This is a genomic window from Vibrio sp. 1069 (genome assembly GCF_033340555.1).
Genome location: NZ_JAWOWP010000028.1, coordinates 15,345 through 35,620 on the forward strand (window position 1 = coordinate 15,345; position 20,276 = coordinate 35,620).

Sequence of the window (20,276 nt, forward strand, 5' to 3'; positions counted from 1 at the left end):
TAAACAGATAAGAGGATGAGAGACTGAATCTCCACATTGATGCAGTAAGGACACGCATGTCAGTTTATATCGAGACGCACAGAAGCCAATTAAGCCCCCTCAAAGCCAGAGACTGGGAACTCTTTCAACGATTACTCTCCGAACAAGAGGTTATTGCGCTCTGTTTCGATCGTCCCAGCGAAACAGAAATAAGAGAAAAATTTGCTTCGCGATTGTTACCATGGACCCCAAATAGCCAGCATTGGCTTTGCCTTGTAATACTCGATAAGCAATCTGAACAACCCATCGGCATCACTGGCTTTGCTATTGAAAACGGTAAGGCAGAGGTAGGTTACTTACTTTTGCCGGAATTTCATGGCCAACAGTTTGGAACAGAAACTCTTCAAGCGCTTCTATATTGGGCAACCTCGACACATAACATCAACCACTTTTCCGCGACGGTCACTGAAGGCAATATTGCGTCAGAGCGTGTCCTGATAAAATGTGGTTTCGAACTCATTAAGGTCATTCCAGACGCATACCAAATTGGTGGCAAACCCTACGCCGATAAAATCTACTCACTACATAAATAAGGACGTATTTTGAATAAAGTAGTCATCATTACCGGCGCAAGCCGAGGTATTGGAGCCGCAGCGGCGAAAAAGCTGGCCGAGCAAGGCTATCGCGTTTGCGTTAATTACCGCACTCAGCAAGAGGCCGCCGACCAAGTTGTGGCAGAAATACAAGCAAACGGTGGCAAAGCGATTGCCATCGCCGCAGACGTAGCCGATGAGAAGCAAGTGCTCTCCTTGTTTGATGAAACAGAACGTGAATTTGGTGCAGTGACGCACTTGGTCAACAACGTTGGCATCCTATTTACTCAATCGCCTTTGTCAGAAATTAGCTTGGAACGCTTTCGGAAAGTAATGAACACCAATGTGAATAGCTGTTTTCTCTGCTGTCGAGAAGCGGCGAGGCGATTCAGTGCAGGCGGTGCAATTGTGAATGTCTCCTCTGGAGCGTCGCGCTCAGGAGCGCCATTTGAGTATGTCGATTACGCCACATCAAAAGGCGCGATGGATACCTTAACTAAAGGGCTCTCGCTAGAGTTGGCAGAGCGCAATATTCGCGTCAATGGCGTTCGACCTGGTTTCATTTACACTGATATGCATGCCGACGGCGGAGAACCAAACCGAGTAGATAGACTCAGCCCTCAAATTCCTCTTAAACGCGGTGGCACGGTAGAAGAAGTAGCAAATGCGATCGCTTGGCTATTAAGTGACGAAGCCTCTTATGTCACAGGATCATTTATCGATATTGCAGGGGGCAGATAGAATGCAAGTCCATATCCGACAAGCAACTCCCGATGATTTAGACGAAATTTTTCAGCTTAATTTTCAAATTAATTCACTGCATTTTGCGAATGCGCCAGAAGCCTTTGTTGCGCCTTCAGAAGCTGACCGTAAATTTCTTGCACAAGCACTAGAGAACAAAGAGCGACTCTTTTTGATTGCCGAACGCGAACAGCAAATTCTCGGCTTCTTAACCGCGATGATCACCCAAAACGACACCGTCAGTTTTCTGATCAAAGACCCAATTTGTCGCGTGGGAACAATTGTTGTCGATGAAGCGCAAAAGCAGCAAGGAATCGGCCGCCAACTGCTCCAAACCTGTGAGCAATGGGCGCGCGATGCCAATGCCACACAAGTTCGATTGGAAGTGATGGAATTCAATCAGCCAGCACAGCGCTTTTACGATAATCAAGGTTTTAAAACTAACTCACGCATTATGCTGAAACATTTGTAACGATAACGACAATTAAGCGCTTTTCACGACTAAACCCACCTAAATCGCATTTATCGATGCAATTTACCCCCCTGATTTTAGAAAAAGACGATATGATGTGCGGATAAGGAGATTCGAACATGATTTATCTTTTCGATTGGGGGAGCACCTTGATGGTAGATTTCCCTCACGCACAAGGAAAAATGTGCGATTGGGAACACGTAGAAGCAGTTCCTCAAGCCAGAGAAACACTGGCAATACTTTCCCAAAATCATCCCATCTACATTGCGACCAGTGCATCTGATTCCAACATGGAAGAGGTTCAGCGTGCATTTGTTCGCGTCGACTTAGACCAATACTTAAATGGCTATTTTTGTTTTGCCAACCTCGGCATCGCTAAAAACCAACCTGAGTTTTATCTCGCCATCGCAAAACAGTTAGGGGTTAACGTGAGTGGAATAACCATGGTTGGCGATTTACCTCACAAAGATATTTATCCTGCGATGAAAGCGGGCGTAAACACAATTTGGTTTAACCCAACGGGCGCTGATGCACCAGCCGAAGCCATTCCTAACCAAATTCGTTGTTTATCTGAGCTTATCCCCTAACCGTTACTAACCTGCACTAATCAAGGAAGATGAATGCAAATCAGATCCATCAAGGTGAGCGATATCGCGCGCTTCACCGCGCTGTGGAATCGAGTGTACTCCGAAGGGGAATTTTTGATTTCTCCGGCACCCGATAACGCAACGCTTCGCAGAATCCTGCAACGTGTGGAAAACGAGTCCATCCCTCAGTTTGTCGCGTTTGACCGCCAAAAACTTATCGGTAGTGTTGAAATCTACCCAGCTGAGATGTGCGGTTACGAAAGAGGGCAACGCCTTCGCGTCGGTATTCTTGGTATTCACATCGACAAAAACTACCGAGGCAAAGGATTGGGGCGGAAACTATTGGCAGTCGCGATCGCACGTGGTTGGGAATTTGGTTACGACCAAATCGCACTCTACGTATACACAACCAACACACCAGCGATTGCTTTGTATGAACGGTTTGGATTTGAACATCAGGGGGAACTTGGGGAAGTGACCTTGCCAAATGGTAAAGTCTTGATGAGTCAAAAAATGGTATTGTATAAAGCGCAAAGCCGTTCGAAAAACCCCGATTTGTAGAGTCACGATAGCCGTTGTTCGCAACACTTATTCGGGGTTAACACCCTTGCGTCACATGCCCTCGAACAATTGAATCGTTAGAGGCTTGATTCACGTAATAGAAATAGCATGCTTCTTCTGCCAGTGTGTAACCTTGCGGCCAAATGTACACAACGCGATCAACACCCGATTTATCTAAGAACTGATAATCAGGAATAGCGACAAAATGAGCACTGTTTGGGTGCTGCAGACCGATGATGCAAAAATCACTGCCTTTGCACGGCACGTCAATTTTCGAATAACCTCTGGCTGGTAGATCGATTTCTAACAAAGCTCGAATACTATCGGCACTCGCTTCTGGCATGCCTTTGCGTGTTTTGACATGTCGGTCAATGTAGTGAACGTGCTCTTGGCCGTAAGCGTTATCAATCACTGATTGAGCATGAAAGAATTTGAGAGCCGTACCCAAAGAAGACTGAGAACTGTGCAGCATCGCAGCGTATGCTTGGCGATGAATATCGAGTAGTACTGGTAAAGCAGCTAATGCGATGAAAGCCAAAGTGGTAAGCACTATGGTGATTTCCATCAGCGTAAATCCCTTTGATTTCACGTTTCTTATCTCAACTAGCCCAAGACACTAGCCCCACATCCATGTGAGACCGAGCCAATATATCGCCAATTTCTTACGATTAAAGGCTTAAGGGGTAAGAAGAGACAAACACCACTCAAACTTGAGAACAGCAGCCAAAGAGCAGTGTAACAAAACGACGCTATGTGTCAGATATTAGACGGTTTTACTCTCTAGTTACTGAGTAAAGGCACATTATTTCGCACCAGACCACGACGAACATTCGTGCACATTTTGCCAAAACGACGAATCTCATCGAACTGCGGAACAACGCCGCGCTCCATGGCTGACTCCCAATAAGTGACTTCTGAATCGACCATTTCCAACAATTTCTTCGGACAGCCAATGCACTGCCCTTCTGGTCCACATACAAACGTTTCTGGTTCATAAATTGGTAGTTCCGCTTTTACTTGCTCTATGATGCTACGCATGGCGGTCATTCGATCTGGCTTTACCTTCATCATTCTGCTCCACGGATTAAGATGAAGCAGATTGTACCCACTGGCACGCAAATGTCCCTACCCAATTTAGGTATATTCTGTTTGAATCGATTTCTTTATCGTCAGATCCGGCTTTTTAACCACCAAATACACCGCCGTAGCTGCCAGTACGAAACCAGAAATCCCCATCCAATCAAATGACTCTCCAAACGCGAGCCAAGCCTGAATAGCCGTCGTTGGCGGCACCAGGTAGAATACAGAAGCTACGCTCGATGCAGCACCGTTCTTAACCATGTACAGCAGCAGTAGAATAGCTACACAAGAGAGCACGACGACCAACCACAACACAGTCAAAATAAACTCCAGTTCCCACTGCACTTGCATGGTTTCAAACTGCATCGCAACGGGCAGAAACATGACGAGCGCGGCCAAATATTGCACCGTCGCACCACCCACCATATCCACTTGTTGGCAATGTTTTTTCTGATAAAGCGTCCCTAGCGTGATACCAACCAAAGCCAACAAACACAAACCAATGGCCAACACTTTATGCTGCTCGGATTGCCACTCCATTTTGCCCATCAACACCATAGCGATACCGACAAAACCAAGAGCCAAACCCAACCATTGCGAGGGTTTAAATTCCTCACGAACAAACGCCACCAGCAAAGCCGCGGTTAAAATCGGTTGAATACCCACCAGCAACGAACTCAACCCAGCAGGCATACCCAAGGCGATAGCGAAATAAGTACCGCCCAGATAGAAACCGTGGATCAACGCACCAACCACACAGCTGTGCCAAAAATCTTTTCCTGTCGGCAACCTTCTACGCAATACCGCCACAAGAACCAAAAACAATAAGACATTGAATGCCATACGGATAGAAAGTAGTGTCGCTGGCTCGGCATATTGCAAACCAAAACGCGCACCAACGAATCCAGAAGCCCAAAGGACGACAAATACAAAAGGGATGGCTCGGATTAACATGATCGCCTCACTCACGCTTGTTTTATGTTTTGAGATACTGCTAATGTAATTAGGTACAGTATTTTCAAAAAGTGACAGATGGAAGTGTTTTTATGGGTACAGATTTATTGGGAAGCGGTGAAGGGAATAAGTACCTCGTGGTGGAAAAACACCTCAAACAAGCCATCAGTGGTGGCGTTTATCAGGCGGATGATCGACTGCCCTCCATTCGCTCGTTGAGCCAAGAATTAAACGTCAGTAAAAATACCGTGATTCGTGCGTATCAAGAGTTGGAAGCACAAAACTTGGTGTACTCGGTTCCCAAATCGGGTTATCGAGTTAAAGTCGCCTTGCCGACCTCTCGCTCAATTCCGGATCCGACTCGCGTGGATTTGCTCTCGATCTGCAAAGAAATCCTCACGTACCCTGAATACCAAGAGCGTTTGCCTACCGGTTCTGCCCACCCAAACATTGACTCCCCCGCGATCAAAAGCTTGTACGCCGAGATCGGCCGCCACAGCCGCCAGCAAACGCATGTACCGAGCCATTACCAATTACCACCCGGTGATCACCTCTTAATCAAACAACTAGCGAAAATCACACAAGATTTGGGCACGCCAGCCAAGTTGGATGAGATCATGGTGACGCACGGCGCGCAACAAGCCATTAGCCTAGCGCTGCGCGCAACGACACAAAAAGGCGATATCGTCGCGGTGGAGTCCCCTTGCTATTTTGGCAACTTATTGATGCTAGAATCACTCGGCCTCAAAGTGGTGGAAATTCCGAGTTGCCCACGCGACGGTATGTGCCCCGAAGCCTTAGCAAAAGCAATGGCGACATGGGACATAAAAGCGATAATCGTAACGCCAAACTTCACCAACCCTACTGGTGCCATGATGCCGCTAGAAAAGCGCCAGCGATTGCTCTTGGCATCTGGCAATATTCCTATTATCGAAGACGATGTGTTTGGCGGGTTAAGCTATGACAAGCCGTTACCAAGCTTGAGATTGCTCGATGACAAGCAACGCGTAATTTACGTAAATTCGTTATCCAAAACGCTCGATTCGCGTTTGAGAATTGGTTGGATGTTGGCGGGGCGATATCGAGATCAGATTGAGCAATATCTACTGTGTGAGAACATGGGCAGTTTGAACCTGATGCAATCCGCCGTGGCAACGTTTCTAACGTCAGGCAAGTATCGAACGCATACTGCGCGAATGGGTCGGGTTTATCAAAACAACATGCGCCGATTTATCCAGATGCTTCATCAATACTTGGATGAATACGAACCTCTAAAAAATCGATACCAGATCAACGCCGTGCAAGGTTCGTTCTTGCTTTGGTTGCGACTGCCCGAAGACACGGACAGCTATGCGTTGTATCAAGCATGCAATAAGCACAGAATCAGCCTACTTCCCGGCACCGTATTTGGCACTCAAGGGCAATATCGGCATTGCGTACGCCTCAGCGTGGCAAACTTTGGTCATGAAACCGATTGGGGTCACGCGATGCAAACACTGGCAAAATTGATAGCAAAGCATGCCTGTTAACTCGCTCTTACTAAATGAACTTATGCCGACACACGCAAACAGGTAACAACAAAAAACTCCACGCAAAGGTGGAGTTTTTCATATCGTCATCGCTTTCAGTGCGACTTAATTTGCCACATTCTCGCGACGTTTTCGGCTAAATTAGCAACGTTGACGTCGGCCTCTTTCATGGCCTCAGGTAAGCTCATCGCCCTTGGTACACAAGCAAACACCGCATCAATACCGCACTCATAAACCGCCTGATAGTTGTCGCCCACACAGCCTGCTAATGCAATGACTGGTAAATTACACTGCTTGGCCACCTGAGCAACGCCCATCGGCGTTTTGCCATGTGCGGTTTGATGATCGATTCGACCCTCGCCTGTAAATACGATATCCGCATCCTCAACATGCTGAGCAAGTTTGACCGTTTCAAGCACAATCTCAATTCCTGGTTGCAAACGTGCTGGCGTGTACCCGAGCAAGGCCGCGCCCATACCACCAGCAGCACCCGCCCCTTCACGAGTCAGTACATGCTTACCCGTCGCTTGTTCCGTCAACTCGCCAAACTTGCGCAATGCGTTATCGAGCTGAGTGACGTCTGATACGGTCGCTCCCTTTTGAGGGCCAAAGATAGCCGACGCGCCTTTGTCACCACAGAGTGGGTTATCAACATCGCACGCTACCAACACTTCGCAAGTTGCTAAACGAGGGTCAAGACCAGAAATATCGATGGACGCAAGCGCCGCTAACCCGCCTCCATTTGGGGTAATTGCATGACCAGAGTCATCAAGAAACGCCACCCCCAACGCGGTCAACATGCCCACGCCACCATCATTGGTAGCGCTGCCGCCCAAACCAATGATTAAACGTTGAATGCCTCTGTCTAGCGCGTGTTTGATCAGCTGTCCGGTACCAATGCTACTGGTCAGTTTTGGGTCGCGAGCGTCACTCGGCACAAGGTGTAGCCCACTGGCCTCCGCCATTTCAATAACCGCAGTTTCGCCGTCGCCGAGGATGCCATAAAACGCTTCAACATCATTCCCTAATGGCGCAGTCACTGTTGTGAAGACTTGTTCGCCTTGAGTTGCATCTATCAAAGATTGAACCGTGCCTTCGCCACCGTCTGCGACCGGAACCGTAACAAACTCAGCATCATGCCATACGCGAGCAAGACCCGTTTTGATCGCCTCGCTCACTTGTTTGGCGGTTAAGCTTTCTTTAAATGAATCAGGTGCAATTACCACTTTCATACGTATTTCCAGAGACTTATAAGAGAACGAGGCTCAAAATGTACACCAATGCCATTGCCGTGACACCTTGAACGAGCGTAGCCATGGTTTGCGCGCGGTACGCTAAGCCCACCGACATGCGGCTAAACTGCGAAACTACCCAGAAGAAACTGTCGTTTGCATGAGAAACCGTCATCGCACCAGCACCGATCGCCATCACCGTTAATACGCGGCCCATTTCTGAATCGAGCCCCAATTGCGTAAGCATAGGCGCAACCAAAGCCGATGTGGTCACCAATGCAACCGTTGATGAACCTTGCGCCGACTTTAGCGCAGCCGCAACGATAAATGGCATGAAAATACCCACGCCCAGCGCCGATAGCGTCGTACCTAAGTATTCACCTAGCGGCGTGGCTTTTAATACCGCGCCAAATGCGCCACCAGCACCGGTAATCAAAAGAATAGGCGCAGCAGCCGTAATACCTTGGCTGATTCGCTCGCCAAATTCTTCAATCTTGTTGTCTGACTTGAGTAGGCGAACAGAAAGGAACAGGCCAATCACCAATGCCGTTAGTGGCTGTCCTAAGAAAGTCAGAACATCAAACACAAAACCTTCGCCCAGCGGTAGGCTTGGGAATTTCGCGATAGAGCCAAAACAGATCAATAAGATTGGAACAAAAATAGGAGCGAATGCTTGGCTCGCCGTTGGCAATTTGCCGTAAGACGCTTTGAGTGCTTGCCAATCATGCTGAATTTCCTCTGCGGCTTCAATGCCATCTGGTTCAACATGTTGGAATCGGTTCGCCCACAACATCCCCGCTAACGCCGCAACCGCTGCAACAAACACACCCACACCAATCACTAAACCAAGGTTAGATTCCAGGCCTAAGTTACCCGCAGCGGCAATCGGGCCAGGAGTTGGCGGCACAAACGTGTGCGTTGCGTATAGGCCAGTTGCCAACGCCACACTCATCGCAACGCTTGAGGTTTTTAAACGCTTCGCGAGTGATTCTTTGAGCGAGTTCAGAATGACAAAGCCTGAATCACAAAATACCGGAACAGAAACGATGTAACCTATGATACTCATGGTCAATGTTGGGAAACGCTCACCCAACACTTTGATGACCGTATCGGCCATGGTGATCGCCGCACCACTTTTTTCCAAAATAACACCAATGATAGTACCTAAAACGATAACCAAACCAATGTAACCAAGGATGCCGCCAAAGCCAGAAGCAATGGTTTTGGCAATGCTATCTGCCGGTAAGCCGTAAGCAAATGCCGCAAGGAACGCCGCGATGATCAGCGCTAAAAAGGGATGTAATTTGAATTTGGTGGTCGTGAGCACAATAAATGCGATCACCCCGAGCAGGATTAATATAAGGTTCATGATAACTCCATTTATTCTTATTTTGCTGAGCGAGTCCGTGTTGGCTCACTCAACATGTAGGGACGCATGAATTATTAATCGTTTGCTTTAGAATTCCTTTAGGCGGAGTGACAAATGATGTGGTCAAAAAATGACGCGTATTGTGCAGATGCACAATATCACGACATTTTTGAGAGCCGAGTCGCAATATAAAGCTCCGCTAACCCCACAAAATTGGTAGTTGGTAGCCCTGTTATCTCGGTGATTTTCTCTAACCGATAGCGCAGAGTGTTCCGGTGAATAAACAGCATTTGAGAGCATTCTGTTACATTGCCATTGCATTCAAACAGTGCATCTAGGGTTTTCAATAATTGCCCAGATTTGTCTTTCTCTTTCAACCGTTTCACACCATCAATAATTTGTTCACCTTGCCAAATATCCGCCAACGGCGCTAACAAAACAGGCAAACGAAGTTCATCGAACAGGTACTTACGTTTCTCTGGGTAGAACTGCTTGCCAATGGCTAATACCTGCTTCGCGCTTTGGTATGACAACGCGACATCTTTAGGCTCATTAAACAGCTGCCCTAGCGCAATGTGAAACGTATGCGAATCGTGATCGCTTAAACGCGACATCAACTTATCAATGCGCTCACTTTCAACTTGGCTATCCCACTGCTTGGCGGAATGACACGGTTTCAACACCACAATTTCATTCACCGAGACAATCGCAACTAGGTTGTTACGCTCTGGGTATTCAAGCAGTTCAACAATATTGCGCACACTCTTCATGCTTTTTGAGGCCGACGGCGTCGAGACTTCAATCACCGTTGCCACCCGTGGTTGAGTAACATCGATAGAAAGACGCATCGCCCAATCTTTCAGCTCTTCATCGGTCAATTTCCCATTGATCCAAGCCAGAATAAACTCTTCGCGATGACGTCTGTCCCACTGAAATTTTTCCACCAGCGCGGCTTGCTCGATTGTCAATTCAGCGGTCATTTTAACCAGTTTGGCAAAATCTCGGATTTTCTCCGGCTCGCCTGTGACACCAACAATACCGACCACGTCACCATGCAATTTCAACAGCATATTGATACCGGGTTTGACACCCTGCAACGTCAAACATTGCTGCTCATTAAGCTCTAGCGAATCGCCATGATTCAGCGCCAGTACCGCGCCATCATGCACTTGCCCAACACGTTTAGGGTCGCCACTGCCAATGATGATGCCTGCCGAGTTCATCACATTCACATTGTGACCAATGATGGACATGGTTCTATCAACAATTTGTTGTGCTAAAGCGTGGTCGAGAATCACCATTTCGAGTTTCCAAATTGACCGTTTAATCACTCAATAAATCACAAATGGCAAACTATCGCGATGCTGCGGTTCTAAATAACGGAAGCAGCTCAAAGCATTATCCAATTACCCATATTTAAAAAGTGGATTAAACCTTCATTTTTAGCAGCGGGTTATATACTTAGAACAAAGGTTACCAATGCATTCTTCACTGTGCATTGATGCCACTCGTCTACCTACAGAGGAGAGATCAACATGGAGTTACGGAATAAATCGGGGGAAGTTGCAAATATTGCTGATAACCTCACTTTGAAGGAAATCACAGAAATGGGCTACACCGTAGATTTATGCGATGAAGCATTTGCTCCTGGAGAGCATTGGAAAGCGGAAGGTAAAACGCAAGGTATGGGCGAGTATCCAGAGGAGTAAACGTCCTGACGAACCAGCGTACAAAAGCGTTCCACAAACAGAAAAGCCGAGCGACTTAACGCTCGGTTTTTTTACTTTTGAACTTCTTGAATAAACAAGCTCATCTCTTCAAGATAATTGCCGTTTGAGCATCCCCAGTCGGTGACCTCAATCAACTCTGTAACTAACTGTCCAGACTCATCATCTTGCACTCTCTGCACAAACGCTTCAAAACGTTCCAGTTGTGCCTGACTCTTAACGCCATGCACGGCATATTCTACAAGCAAGCCGTTGTACGTCTGCCAGCGCTGATCGCCCGCAACATCATTGCTTAAAATCACAGAACACTTTTGTTGAATGCTTTCAACCGCATCATTTCTTGGTGGCGCGACTGTGGAACATCCAACTAAAATCGTACCTACCGCCAATAACGTAACTTTTGTCTTATTTATCATATCGTTTCCAACTGTATCGCCACGATATGGAAATCTTATTACACCTGATAAGGATCATCGATAGCGCACCGCAGATTAATTACTTAATAAACAGTAAACTCCATACCAGTCTTAACACTGCAAGCTCATAACTCCTATTAACTCACCCAAATGTAAACAAATAGTAAAATCACCTTTACGCGATGCAAAATCGACAAATGAGATTAGCGTTCCTTTCTCGCGACCAAGCGTGCAATAATCAACTGTCTACATAACGAAACCATTTGAAGGATCAAAATGACCGCAACGGATTACCTCAACGACCTCAATCAACGTTACCTTGCGATTCACCGCACCAAAGAAGATTTCTTTTGGGAAACTTACATGGGGATCAGCGATGACCATAATGGCTCGACGCAAGCACAAACGGCATGGACAAGCTTTTTAAGCAACGCCGAGCAAATTACTGCCATCAAACAACAGCTTGAAGCCGCGGACTCAATTACCGACCCACAAGAGAAACAACAAACCATTACGGGTCTATCTGGTTGGCTGGCGATGTTTGAATCTCACGCTATCGAGGGCGAAAAAGCACAAGCGTTGAAAAATCAGCTCATTACCTTTGAAGCTGAGCTCTTCGAGAAAAAACAGAACCACGTACAAACATTTACCGATGAGAACGGCGAGCAAGTAGAAGGTTCACTTCCAGTATTAAGCTCAACCATTCGCACTAGCAATCATGAAGAAGTTCGCCAATCAGCTCATCAAGCGTTGCTGAACCTTGAACAATGGCTACTGCAAAACGGCTTTATAGAGCTGATCAAGCTGCGCAACCAGTTCGCTCGCTCACTGGGTTATGCGACTTTCTTTGATTACTCCGTGCAAAAAACGGAAAAGATGAGCTCTGAGCAGCTATTCGAGATTTTGGAAGATTTCGAACAACGCACGCGAGATGCGCATCTAAACAGCTTAGAAAACTTGGCGAAAGAGAAAGGCGAAAGCGCACTAGCAGGCTACAACTTTGTTTACTCATTCGCGGGTGACGTTATGCGTGACCTTGACCCATACGTGCCGTTCTCAAAATCTCTGAGACGCTGGGTAGAATCATTTGGTCGCCTAAATATTGATTACTCTGGCGCGACGCTAACGCTGGATTTACTAGATCGCAAAGGTAAGTACCCGAACGGGTTCTGCCACGGCCCTATCCCTTCTTTCTATAATCAAGGCGAATGGGTCGCAGCGCAGGTGAACTTCACCAGTAATGCCAAGCCAGACCAAGTGGGCAGCGGCTATGATGGCATTAACACGCTGTTCCACGAAGGCGGCCACGCAGCACACTTTGCGAACGTAAAAATGAACGCGCCTTGTTTCTCGCAGGAGTTTGCGCCGACGTCAATGGCTTATGCAGAAACTCAGTCGATGTTCTGTGATAGCCTGTTAACCGATGCCGATTGGCTAAAACAGTACGCACTGGATGATGAAGGGAATTCTGTGCCTGATGAGATTATTCAAGCAATGATCAACAGCCGTCAGCCATTCAAAGCTTATGAAGAACGTAGCATCTTGGTTGTACCATATTTTGAGCGCGCGTTGTATCAATTGAGCGATGACGAGTTAACGCCAGAACGCATCACTAAGCTGGCTCGCGATTGTGAAAAACAGATCCTTGGTTTGGAATGCAGCCCTCGCCCACTGATGGCGATTCCACATTTGCTATCCGACGAAGCGGCTTGTGCGTATCAAGGTTATCTACTCGCGCACATGGCGGTGTATCAGACCCGTGCATACTTCCTTGAGAAGTTTGGTTACCTGACGGATAACCCAGAAATTGGCCCACTGCTGGCAAAACACTACTGGCACGCAGGCAATCACTTGTCTCACAACGAAACCATTGTCAGCCTGACTGGTGAAGGTTTTAATGCTAAGTACCTTGCAGACGTGTGTAACCTGTCGCCAGAACAGGCATGGGAAGTGCAGCAGAAGAAAATCGACTCACTTGCGACGCGAGAACGAGCATCAGTCGCTTCACTGAACGCCGCGATTAAAGTCGTCGACGGCAGTAAAGAGCTGGCAAGCAACGCCATCTCTGACGAACAAATGTGTGACGATTTTGAACGTTACATCGTAGAGACTTACGGTCGATAACACAGAAAGCCAGGAGCTCGCCTTCTGGCTTTTTATTCTTTAGCTAATGCAATAAGAAGGAAGATCCATGTACCAAGAAGTCATCAAATTTTGGTTCGAGGAGCTATCGCCCCAAAATTGGTTTGAAAACAACCCAGAACTGGACAAGCGTATTGCATCGCGATTTGCCTCGGTATTAGAACAAGCGGCTCGTTGTGAACTGTTTAATTGGCGTGACAGCGCACAAGGACGATTGGCCGAAATCATCGTCCTCGACCAGTTTTCACGTAATGTGTATCGCAACACCCCAAAAGCGTTTGCACAAGACCCACTCGCATTAGCATTGGCTCAAGAGGCAATTCGGTTAGGTCACGATAAAGAATTAGCGCCTGAGCAGCTAAGTTTTTTGTACATGCCGTTTATGCACAGCGAATCTCGCCTCATTCATGTCGAAGCTGAAAAATTGTTCCGCGCATCAGGGCTTGAAAATAACTACGATTTTGAGCTAAAACACAAAGCCATCATCGACCAGTTTGGGCGCTATCCTCATCGCAATGCGATACTGGGAAGAGAGAGCACTCCCGAAGAGTTAGCGTTTTTGCAACAACCTGGGTCAAGTTTCTAAATAACAATGAATAATGAGTTAACCATGAGAGACCACGCAGTATGCTGGCCATGCTTGCTAAAACTAGACGGCGACGATGAGCTGATCTATACGCATTCCCAGTCCGACTTAGACTCTGAATGCGAAGCCCTCATTTTTGGGCAAGATGATTACGTTATCGACTCAAATGGCAACACGTTTGAATTGAAAAACAATGGTTCGAACACCACTCTTTTACATCTAAAAGAACGAACGCTGTCCGTAGAAGAGGTTACGTCATTAATCCAATCGCATGAATTCAGCCTCGCGCAACGGTGCATTATCAAGATTCATTTCACCTCGGTGAGGCAAGCTGTTGAGGCCTTAGCTCACTAACTCAATCCCAACATGTACAGCATTAAATAAAATTATCATTTTTATAATTTATGATAATTTCATGTAATCAACATCACGCCATATACTCTCCCACATCGAAACAAGACAACGTTCAAACACACATGTTGGGAGTAAACAAATGAAAATGAATCATGTCGGTATTATGGTCGGAGATATGGACAAAGCGGTTGAGTTTTACACGCAAGCGCTAGGTCTAAAAGTCGTTATGGGCAACACGAAAGTGATTGAAGAACGCGAAACGGCAATTGGCAGAATGTGTATTGCGGTCTTTGGGGAAGGCTTTAAAGGCTTCAACATTGCGCACCTTGTGACAAGTGATGGCATCGGCCTTGAGTTATTCGAAATGAAAGAACGTCAAGAGCGCCATGAAGTGGATTTTTCTCGCATCGGTATCTTCCATTTCTGTTTGCAGACAGACGATTTTGAAGGTGCTATCAAACGCACCGAAGCACTAGGTGGCAAAGTTCGCATGGACATCATGCGTTACCACCCAGAAGACGATAATAAGCCTGCGAAAATGGTTTACCTAGAAGACCCATTCGGCAACCTATTCGAGCTTTACTCACACACTTACGAAGAAACTTACGCTTCTGATTACGAGTAAGAGCCCCATCCATATTCCAAAAGGCTAGCAATACGCTAGCCTTTTTTGTTTGCTTTGAGTTGCAGTGTTTCTGCACTCGCTCTAGCAAAAAAACATCTTGAATTTGATCATTTCTCTCACCACTTTTAAGGTCACTTTATACTTACCTCAACACAATGCAAAAAGGAGTGAAGCATGCCCACCAAAAATCCAATCGCCATCAAAGCGCTTGATCATGTTGTATTAAGGACCTGTAACCTCGATGCTATGTTGCATTTCTATCAAGACATTTTGGGCTGCCCTGTCGAACGCGAAGTAACGGAACTTGGTTTAACTCAACTTAGGGCAGGTAACGCATTGATTGATGTAGTGACGGTAGACAGCGAATTGGGCCAACTCGGCGGTAAGCCACCAGTTCAAAATGGTCGTAATATTGACCATTTTTGCCTGCAATTGGCGCCTTTTTCCGAGGATGAATTACTGGAATATCTGCGTGCGCGCGGCATTGAAACCGAAGAGTTTGCGAAGCGGTATGGCGCACAAGGGTTCGGTAGATCACTCTATATACATGATCCGGAAGGAAATGTCGTCGAGTTAAAACCTCAAGTGATTGATGAGTAAGCTACACTTAACTGTGTTACTGACCATTTGTTTCTCACCATTGTAGAAGGCTCAAAAAAATGAACGCGATCTCGTTAGTCCAAGGCGACATCACCACCGCCCATGTCGATGCCATCGTGAATGCAGCAAACCCGAGAATGCTCGGCGGAGGTGGCATCGATGGTGCCATTCATCGCGCAGCAGGGCCTGCGCTTATCAATGCGTGTTATGCCGTTGATGATGTCGACGATATTCGATGCCCGTTTGGTGACGCACGCATTACTGAGGCTGGCAATTTAAACGCGCGTTACGTCATTCATGCCGTTGGCCCGATTTACGATAAATTCGCCGATCCAAAAGCGGTGTTGGAATCTGCATATCAACGTTCGCTGGATCTCGCGCTCGCCAACCACTGCCAAAGTGTGGCGCTGCCTGCGATTTCTTGCGGAGTGTATGGTTACCCACCTCAAGAAGCAGCAGAAGTCGCGATGGCCGTTTGCCAAAGACCGGAATACGCGGCACTCGACATGCGCTTTTACTTGTTTACTGAAGAGATGCTTTCGATATGGCAACACGCCCTGACCCAGCACTAAAATCTTTGTGACAAGAGGCATAAAAAACCGGACTGCTAACACAGTCCGGTTTGTCTTATTTGTCACTGAATTATCGTTCGTTAAGCGCTACGAATGCTAGGGGGGGTCATCCAAAGCGCCTAATGTGTGCGATCTAGTTTTTGAAGAATCCGTTGTACATCATGTACAAATGCGCTGCAGACCAAGAGAAGTTCGACGCACCTTGTACCGCGCCCGTCTCTGGGTTGTAGTTTTCACGGATTGGCATGTCACCCGTCATACCTTCTGCGTTGTTAAACAGTTCATTCGCCATTGCAATCGCTTCTTCTTTGTAGCCGTAGTTTTCCATCGCACGGAAGCCAAAGTACACTTGATCTAGCCACACGCGACCACGCCAGTACACATCTTTACCGTAAGCAGGGTTGGTTTGCGATGCGGTCGGCAAAGGCACTCCCGTTCCTTGGAATTTATCTGGCGTGTTGAACTCGTCTTGATCACGCATCACCGCGATCACTTTATCGGCATGCTCTTGCGTTGCTGCACCATTAAACAGCGGCGACCAACCTTCAGGACCACGTCCACGCTCTACAATCGGCAAACCCGCACAACCATTTGCAAGAGGCGCAGGAGTAGTGCCATCTTCAGCCACATTCAAGTGAATGTCGTAGAAGAATCCTGTGCTTTCATCAAACATACATTGGTTAATGTAAGTCTTGATTTTTTCTGCGCCATTAAGGAATTCTTGCGCACGATCTTTACCTTCTACGCCATCAGACACCAACTTCGCCATTTCCGCTAAGTATTTGTTGTCTGAGTACATGTAAGAGGCTTGATCCACCGATTCTTGCAGCATAGAGAAGCCAAGCAGCTCACCGTTCGCTGCGTTATTGTTGGTGCGGTTTTCTGCAAAACGAACTTCCCAATCTTTCTTCGCTAGATCGAGTTTCGCTAAGTTTTCCGCTGACGTATTGCTGTACACCCACTCTTCGCCTTCCAGCTTGATGCTGTTATCAAAGCCGTACGCACTTGCCGCGTAGCGACCAAGTTGATCCACATTTCTGTCTGGGTTGCTGATGTCTTCAGCTTGCGAATTCATGTTGTGGATGTTGTAGATAAAGCCAAAACGAGCCGCGTTATCCATGCCCGATTCCCAGCCCGCCGCTTCTTGTGCGCCGACGTGAATCGTCATGTAATCCACTTCATCGAGAATCTTATTGTAAGACGCCATGCCTTTTACTTTATAAGAATTGCCGTTTTGCTCGATGATGTCTTCTGCAGGAATAATGGTCGTGAACTTAGGATCGCGCGTTTCTACCCAAACGTACATCACGCCTTCTTCCGTGTTGTGTGCTGGGTCTACTGCCGCGCCGTATTCAGGCACACCATTTTGGTTGTGGTCGCGGTTGGATAGCCACCAATCGTGGTATGCCACCAACTTCGGATACATTTCATCAATGAATTTTTGCGCGTCTTCTGGGCGATCAAACTGGTTCACGAGAGCGTAATACACCTCCATCACAGACCATGCCGCCAACGATGGTTTCGTATTGCGTTCGTTCCAGTTTTCAGAGCCAGCACCACCACGACTAACAGGTTTGGTGTACGTCAACACATCCAGCAAGTAGCCTTTATCTTGCGGACGGATCTTGTCATCAGCTTGAACTTGCTCTTGGAATACCGTGCGAATGTTGTCCATCGCAACATCTGGGTTGAAATGCGCCATCGCGTACGCTTGTTTCCACGAATCCCACGGCCACGTTAAGTTACCAGAGAACCAACGCGCAGTGACCGATGGCGTGACTGTCGCTTGTTCAATATCGCCCGCCGCAGAGCGCCAGTTACCGTTTAGGGTCTCCATCGCTTTTACCGCTACGCGAGCTTGGTCTGCTGTCGCTTCTTTGTTGATAAGACCATTCGCTAAATAGCCGTCCCAACGCGCTTTCGACGCTTCCATGTATTGAGTTGGATTCGCTAATACATCTTGCAATTTCAACGATTCTGACTGCACTTCTTTCGCATTGTGCAGGTTAGAATACGCCGTATAAACCGCCGATGTTTGCTCAGCTGGTAGGCTCATCTCCGCGGTAGAACTGAATGAGGTTTCGTTGGTGAACGTCTTCGTCGGTAGAGAACGAGTAATGCGGAACTCGGCATCGCGGTCATTACGAATCGCCCAGTTGTCTTTCATCTCGCTAAAGTTAATTTTAATGCCGTTTTCGATGGTCGAAATCTGGCGCTTGTAATCTGGGTAGTACTGCGCCACGGTTTGGTTTTTGCGCGTCGACAGCGCGTATTTCACCAACTCGCCGTCCCACTCCAACGCCAAGTTCATATCACGATCAGTTTTGTTAGTGATGAGCGTTTCCACCAGCGAAGAGCGATCAGTCACGAAGCGCAGCACCATTTGCACGTGAATATCGTCCAAGTCCAACACCTGCACTAACGCACCTGGAATGGAATAGACTTTCGCTTCTGCGTTCGATAAATCGTAAGTTTGGCCACTCACTTTGTCGGTCAACGTGAGCTTGTCGAACGTTTGGCCAGACATAAAATGCGCGTACTCTTGCGTCACTTGCATAATACCGCCGAAAGCGCCATAACCCGCCGCATCTTCAGGTAGCAAATGGCCATGCCACGCGCCGTTGTCCGTGAGTGCGTTGTACTTCAGGTTCGAATAACTGTCGTAATCACGCAGGTAAGTTGGATTACCAGTACGATCAATCACGTTAGTAAATTCCGAAGTTGGCGCCTGTGGTAAACGGATTTCAGTTTTATCATTGGAACCACATCCAACAAGCGAAATAGTAGCCCCGATCAGAATGGCAAGTGTGCTCTTTTTAAACATACTTTTTCCCTATTATTTACGTCATTTTTATATTCTCATTTATATAAATGAGTATTTTTAGTGTGCAGAAGCTCGGCTCGCACTAAATAAGCACGAGCTTCCAATAATTATTCTTTTATTTTTCTTTAGCGATAGTGATGGATTTTAATAAATCGCCATTAATATTCGGAATTGTGTCAGCCAAAAATATCTGATTACCAGGCGTAAAAGTGAGTAAAACATTTTTTAGTCGTTGACTGTTTTCACTGGTTTTATTTTGAACATCAAACTCAATTAATTTGTTGTACACTTCATTTGCCAGTTTTTCTTCTTGTTCTTCGGTAATAGCAATGCGTCCAACACAAATTGGAGGCCGAATATCGTGGCTAAACACTTCTTCACGAAAGCGCTGTGCAAATAGCGTGTCTAAATTTGAACCTTCTTCAAAAATAAAGCGGCCTGTATCTTTAAATTGATAGTGTTTATCCCCTTTCAGTTCAATGTAATCCATCATTTCTAGTGCACGTAAATAGAGCGCAACGGAAGTATCACTCAGCTGGTATCTCCGTGCGATCTCTTCTAAAGACCACTCAGGTCGACGCAAAAGATAAAGAAAATCAAATAAGTGAGGATATTGATGGAAAATCTCACTGTTGGTGTCGGTGATAAACTGTTCATTCTCTTGCTGCAGCTGCTTACCTCGCATGGATAACTCAACCAAATCCGTATCAAGGTGCGTGGCGTACAACAAGATTTTATCTAAACCAAGAGACGTATTGTGAAGCTGCCTTTTTATGGTAGAAAGCGGGATTCCAAGTCCAATAGAAAGCTCGGAATATCCAATGCCTTTTTCTTTTATTTTTTCTCGTAAAGCAGCAAGTAAATACGTTGCAGAATTATTCATCGAACAATGCCTGTATTTTATTTATTCAGCATCCATGATGATAAATTCAAGAGAGTCCTACTCTTGTGATTTTGGTCTCAATATTCTATCTTGTTGGCGTAAAACATGTCTTATCCATTAGATTTTTTTACTTTTCTTTAACTGGATACATTTTACCCATCAAGAACAAGCTATAGCCATTGCTCTATGAGCTTATCAAGATAATAGTCAGTATAATTGTTTTGAAGAGTAAAATTAAGATGGCAAAGATTTTTACTAAAACTTTTCTGATAAGAGCGCAAATTTTCAGATCAAAAGTATCAAAAAATGACACCAATCGATTTATAAAAGCGTGAGATCACAATTGGAAAGTGAATCTATGGAAATTTTTAATGGCTTTGTTGCGTAATTCGGACAGAAAACCAAGTCGTCCGAAATTGAATAATTATTAAACAATATACTGAGTTTCAG

General features: G+C 46.4%; 22 protein-coding genes. 13 read left to right on the forward strand and 9 right to left on the reverse strand.

The annotated features are described in order from the left end of the window. Positions 1 to 56 precede the first annotated feature (56 nt). From R7040_RS23020 to R7040_RS23040, 5 genes are all read left to right on the forward strand, one after another. The gene (locus R7040_RS23020; protein WP_064376363.1) at positions 57 to 572 is read left to right on the forward strand and encodes a GNAT family N-acetyltransferase; all 516 of its coding nucleotides are present in this window, start codon (positions 57 to 59) and stop codon (positions 570 to 572) included. A 9-nt stretch (positions 573 to 581) separates the two neighbouring features. Then, positions 582 to 1,313 (forward strand): glucose 1-dehydrogenase, encoded by a 732-nt coding sequence (locus R7040_RS23025; RefSeq protein ID WP_064376362.1) that lies wholly within the window; start codon positions 582 to 584, stop codon positions 1,311 to 1,313. Between the two features lies 1 nt (position 1,314). After that, positions 1,315 to 1,785, forward strand: coding sequence for a GNAT family N-acetyltransferase (locus tag R7040_RS23030; protein ID WP_062730850.1), 471 nt, complete (start codon positions 1,315 to 1,317; stop codon positions 1,783 to 1,785). A gap of 119 nt (positions 1,786 to 1,904) precedes the next feature. Then, positions 1,905 to 2,372, forward strand: coding sequence for an HAD family hydrolase (locus tag R7040_RS23035; protein ID WP_064376361.1), 468 nt, complete (start codon positions 1,905 to 1,907; stop codon positions 2,370 to 2,372). Between the two features lie 33 nt (positions 2,373 to 2,405). Further along, positions 2,406 to 2,933 (forward strand): GNAT family N-acetyltransferase, encoded by a 528-nt coding sequence (locus R7040_RS23040; protein ID WP_025768768.1) that lies wholly within the window; start codon positions 2,406 to 2,408, stop codon positions 2,931 to 2,933. Positions 2,934 to 2,970: 37 nt separating this feature from the next. Here R7040_RS23040 and R7040_RS23045 read toward each other — a convergent pair whose 3' ends face one another. The 3 genes from R7040_RS23045 to R7040_RS23055 all read right to left on the reverse strand — a co-directional run bounded on the left by R7040_RS23045 (position 2,971) and on the right by R7040_RS23055 (position 4,967). After that, on the reverse strand, positions 2,971 to 3,522 hold the full coding sequence (locus R7040_RS23045; protein ID WP_258484217.1) for a type II secretion system protein: 552 nt from the start codon (positions 3,520 to 3,522) through the stop codon (positions 2,971 to 2,973). Between the two features lie 191 nt (positions 3,523 to 3,713). Next, positions 3,714 to 4,001 (reverse strand): hypothetical protein, encoded by a 288-nt coding sequence (locus R7040_RS23050; RefSeq protein ID WP_054576487.1) that lies wholly within the window; start codon positions 3,999 to 4,001, stop codon positions 3,714 to 3,716. Between the two features lie 66 nt (positions 4,002 to 4,067). Next, positions 4,068 to 4,967 carry a DMT family transporter gene (locus R7040_RS23055; protein WP_054576488.1) on the reverse strand — a complete coding sequence of 300 codons (900 nt, stop codon included), beginning with the start codon at positions 4,965 to 4,967 and terminating at the stop codon, positions 4,068 to 4,070. Between the two features lie 92 nt (positions 4,968 to 5,059). On the opposite strand from R7040_RS23055, the gene R7040_RS23060 reads away from it, so the two are divergent. Next, positions 5,060 to 6,496 (forward strand): PLP-dependent aminotransferase family protein, encoded by a 1,437-nt coding sequence (locus R7040_RS23060; RefSeq protein ID WP_054576489.1) that lies wholly within the window; start codon positions 5,060 to 5,062, stop codon positions 6,494 to 6,496. Positions 6,497 to 6,591: 95 nt separating this feature from the next. Here the strand turns inward: R7040_RS23060 and R7040_RS23065 are convergent, their stop codons facing one another. From R7040_RS23065 to R7040_RS23075, 3 genes are all read right to left on the reverse strand, one after another. Continuing rightward, positions 6,592 to 7,728, reverse strand: a complete 1,137-nt coding sequence (locus R7040_RS23065) for a glycerate kinase (protein ID WP_017634361.1) — start codon at positions 7,726 to 7,728, stop codon at positions 6,592 to 6,594. 16 nt (positions 7,729 to 7,744) lie between these two features. Further along, entirely contained in the window at positions 7,745 to 9,097 is a 1,353-nt protein-coding gene (locus tag R7040_RS23070) for a GntP family permease (RefSeq protein WP_021452774.1), read from the reverse strand. A 158-nt stretch (positions 9,098 to 9,255) separates the two neighbouring features. Beyond that, positions 9,256 to 10,398, reverse strand: coding sequence for a sugar diacid recognition domain-containing protein (locus R7040_RS23075; RefSeq protein ID WP_213961337.1), 1,143 nt, complete (start codon positions 10,396 to 10,398; stop codon positions 9,256 to 9,258). Between the two features lie 234 nt (positions 10,399 to 10,632). On the opposite strand from R7040_RS23075, the gene R7040_RS23080 reads away from it, so the two are divergent. Next, positions 10,633 to 10,806, forward strand: a complete 174-nt coding sequence (locus R7040_RS23080) for a hypothetical protein (protein WP_005374332.1) — start codon at positions 10,633 to 10,635, stop codon at positions 10,804 to 10,806. Positions 10,807 to 10,877: 71 nt separating this feature from the next. Here R7040_RS23080 and R7040_RS23085 read toward each other — a convergent pair whose 3' ends face one another. Continuing rightward, the gene (locus tag R7040_RS23085; RefSeq protein ID WP_017634365.1) at positions 10,878 to 11,240 is read right to left on the reverse strand and encodes a hypothetical protein; all 363 of its coding nucleotides are present in this window, start codon (positions 11,238 to 11,240) and stop codon (positions 10,878 to 10,880) included. Between the two features lie 276 nt (positions 11,241 to 11,516). Between R7040_RS23085 and R7040_RS23090 the strand changes: the two genes are divergently transcribed. The 6 genes from R7040_RS23090 to R7040_RS23115 all read left to right on the forward strand — a co-directional run bounded on the left by R7040_RS23090 (position 11,517) and on the right by R7040_RS23115 (position 16,119). Next, the gene (locus R7040_RS23090; protein WP_213961336.1) at positions 11,517 to 13,364 is read left to right on the forward strand and encodes a M3 family metallopeptidase; all 1,848 of its coding nucleotides are present in this window, start codon (positions 11,517 to 11,519) and stop codon (positions 13,362 to 13,364) included. Between the two features lie 67 nt (positions 13,365 to 13,431). Continuing rightward, positions 13,432 to 13,968, forward strand: a complete 537-nt coding sequence (locus R7040_RS23095; RefSeq protein WP_005374339.1) for a DUF924 family protein — start codon at positions 13,432 to 13,434, stop codon at positions 13,966 to 13,968. Between the two features lie 24 nt (positions 13,969 to 13,992). Then, positions 13,993 to 14,322: a DUF4144 domain-containing protein gene (locus tag R7040_RS23100; protein ID WP_017634368.1), complete on the forward strand. Its 330-nt coding sequence runs from the start codon at positions 13,993 to 13,995 to the stop codon at positions 14,320 to 14,322. A 139-nt stretch (positions 14,323 to 14,461) separates the two neighbouring features. Continuing rightward, positions 14,462 to 14,947 carry a VOC family protein gene (locus tag R7040_RS23105; RefSeq protein ID WP_005374344.1) on the forward strand — a complete coding sequence of 162 codons (486 nt, stop codon included), beginning with the start codon at positions 14,462 to 14,464 and terminating at the stop codon, positions 14,945 to 14,947. Between the two features lie 174 nt (positions 14,948 to 15,121). Then, positions 15,122 to 15,547: a VOC family protein gene (locus tag R7040_RS23110; protein WP_213961335.1), complete on the forward strand. Its 426-nt coding sequence runs from the start codon at positions 15,122 to 15,124 to the stop codon at positions 15,545 to 15,547. A 59-nt stretch (positions 15,548 to 15,606) separates the two neighbouring features. After that, complete coding sequence (locus R7040_RS23115; protein ID WP_318081177.1) at positions 15,607 to 16,119, forward strand: macro domain-containing protein; 513 nt, start codon at positions 15,607 to 15,609, stop codon at positions 16,117 to 16,119. Positions 16,120 to 16,252: 133 nt separating this feature from the next. On the opposite strand, the gene ygjK is transcribed toward R7040_RS23115, so the two are convergent. Continuing rightward, complete coding sequence (gene ygjK / locus R7040_RS23120) at positions 16,253 to 18,943, reverse strand: alpha-glucosidase (RefSeq protein WP_318081176.1); 2,691 nt, start codon at positions 18,941 to 18,943, stop codon at positions 16,253 to 16,255. 115 nt (positions 18,944 to 19,058) lie between these two features. After that, on the reverse strand, positions 19,059 to 19,826 hold the full coding sequence (locus R7040_RS23125; protein ID WP_064354459.1) for a hypothetical protein: 768 nt from the start codon (positions 19,824 to 19,826) through the stop codon (positions 19,059 to 19,061). Positions 19,827 to 20,276 lie beyond the last annotated feature (450 nt).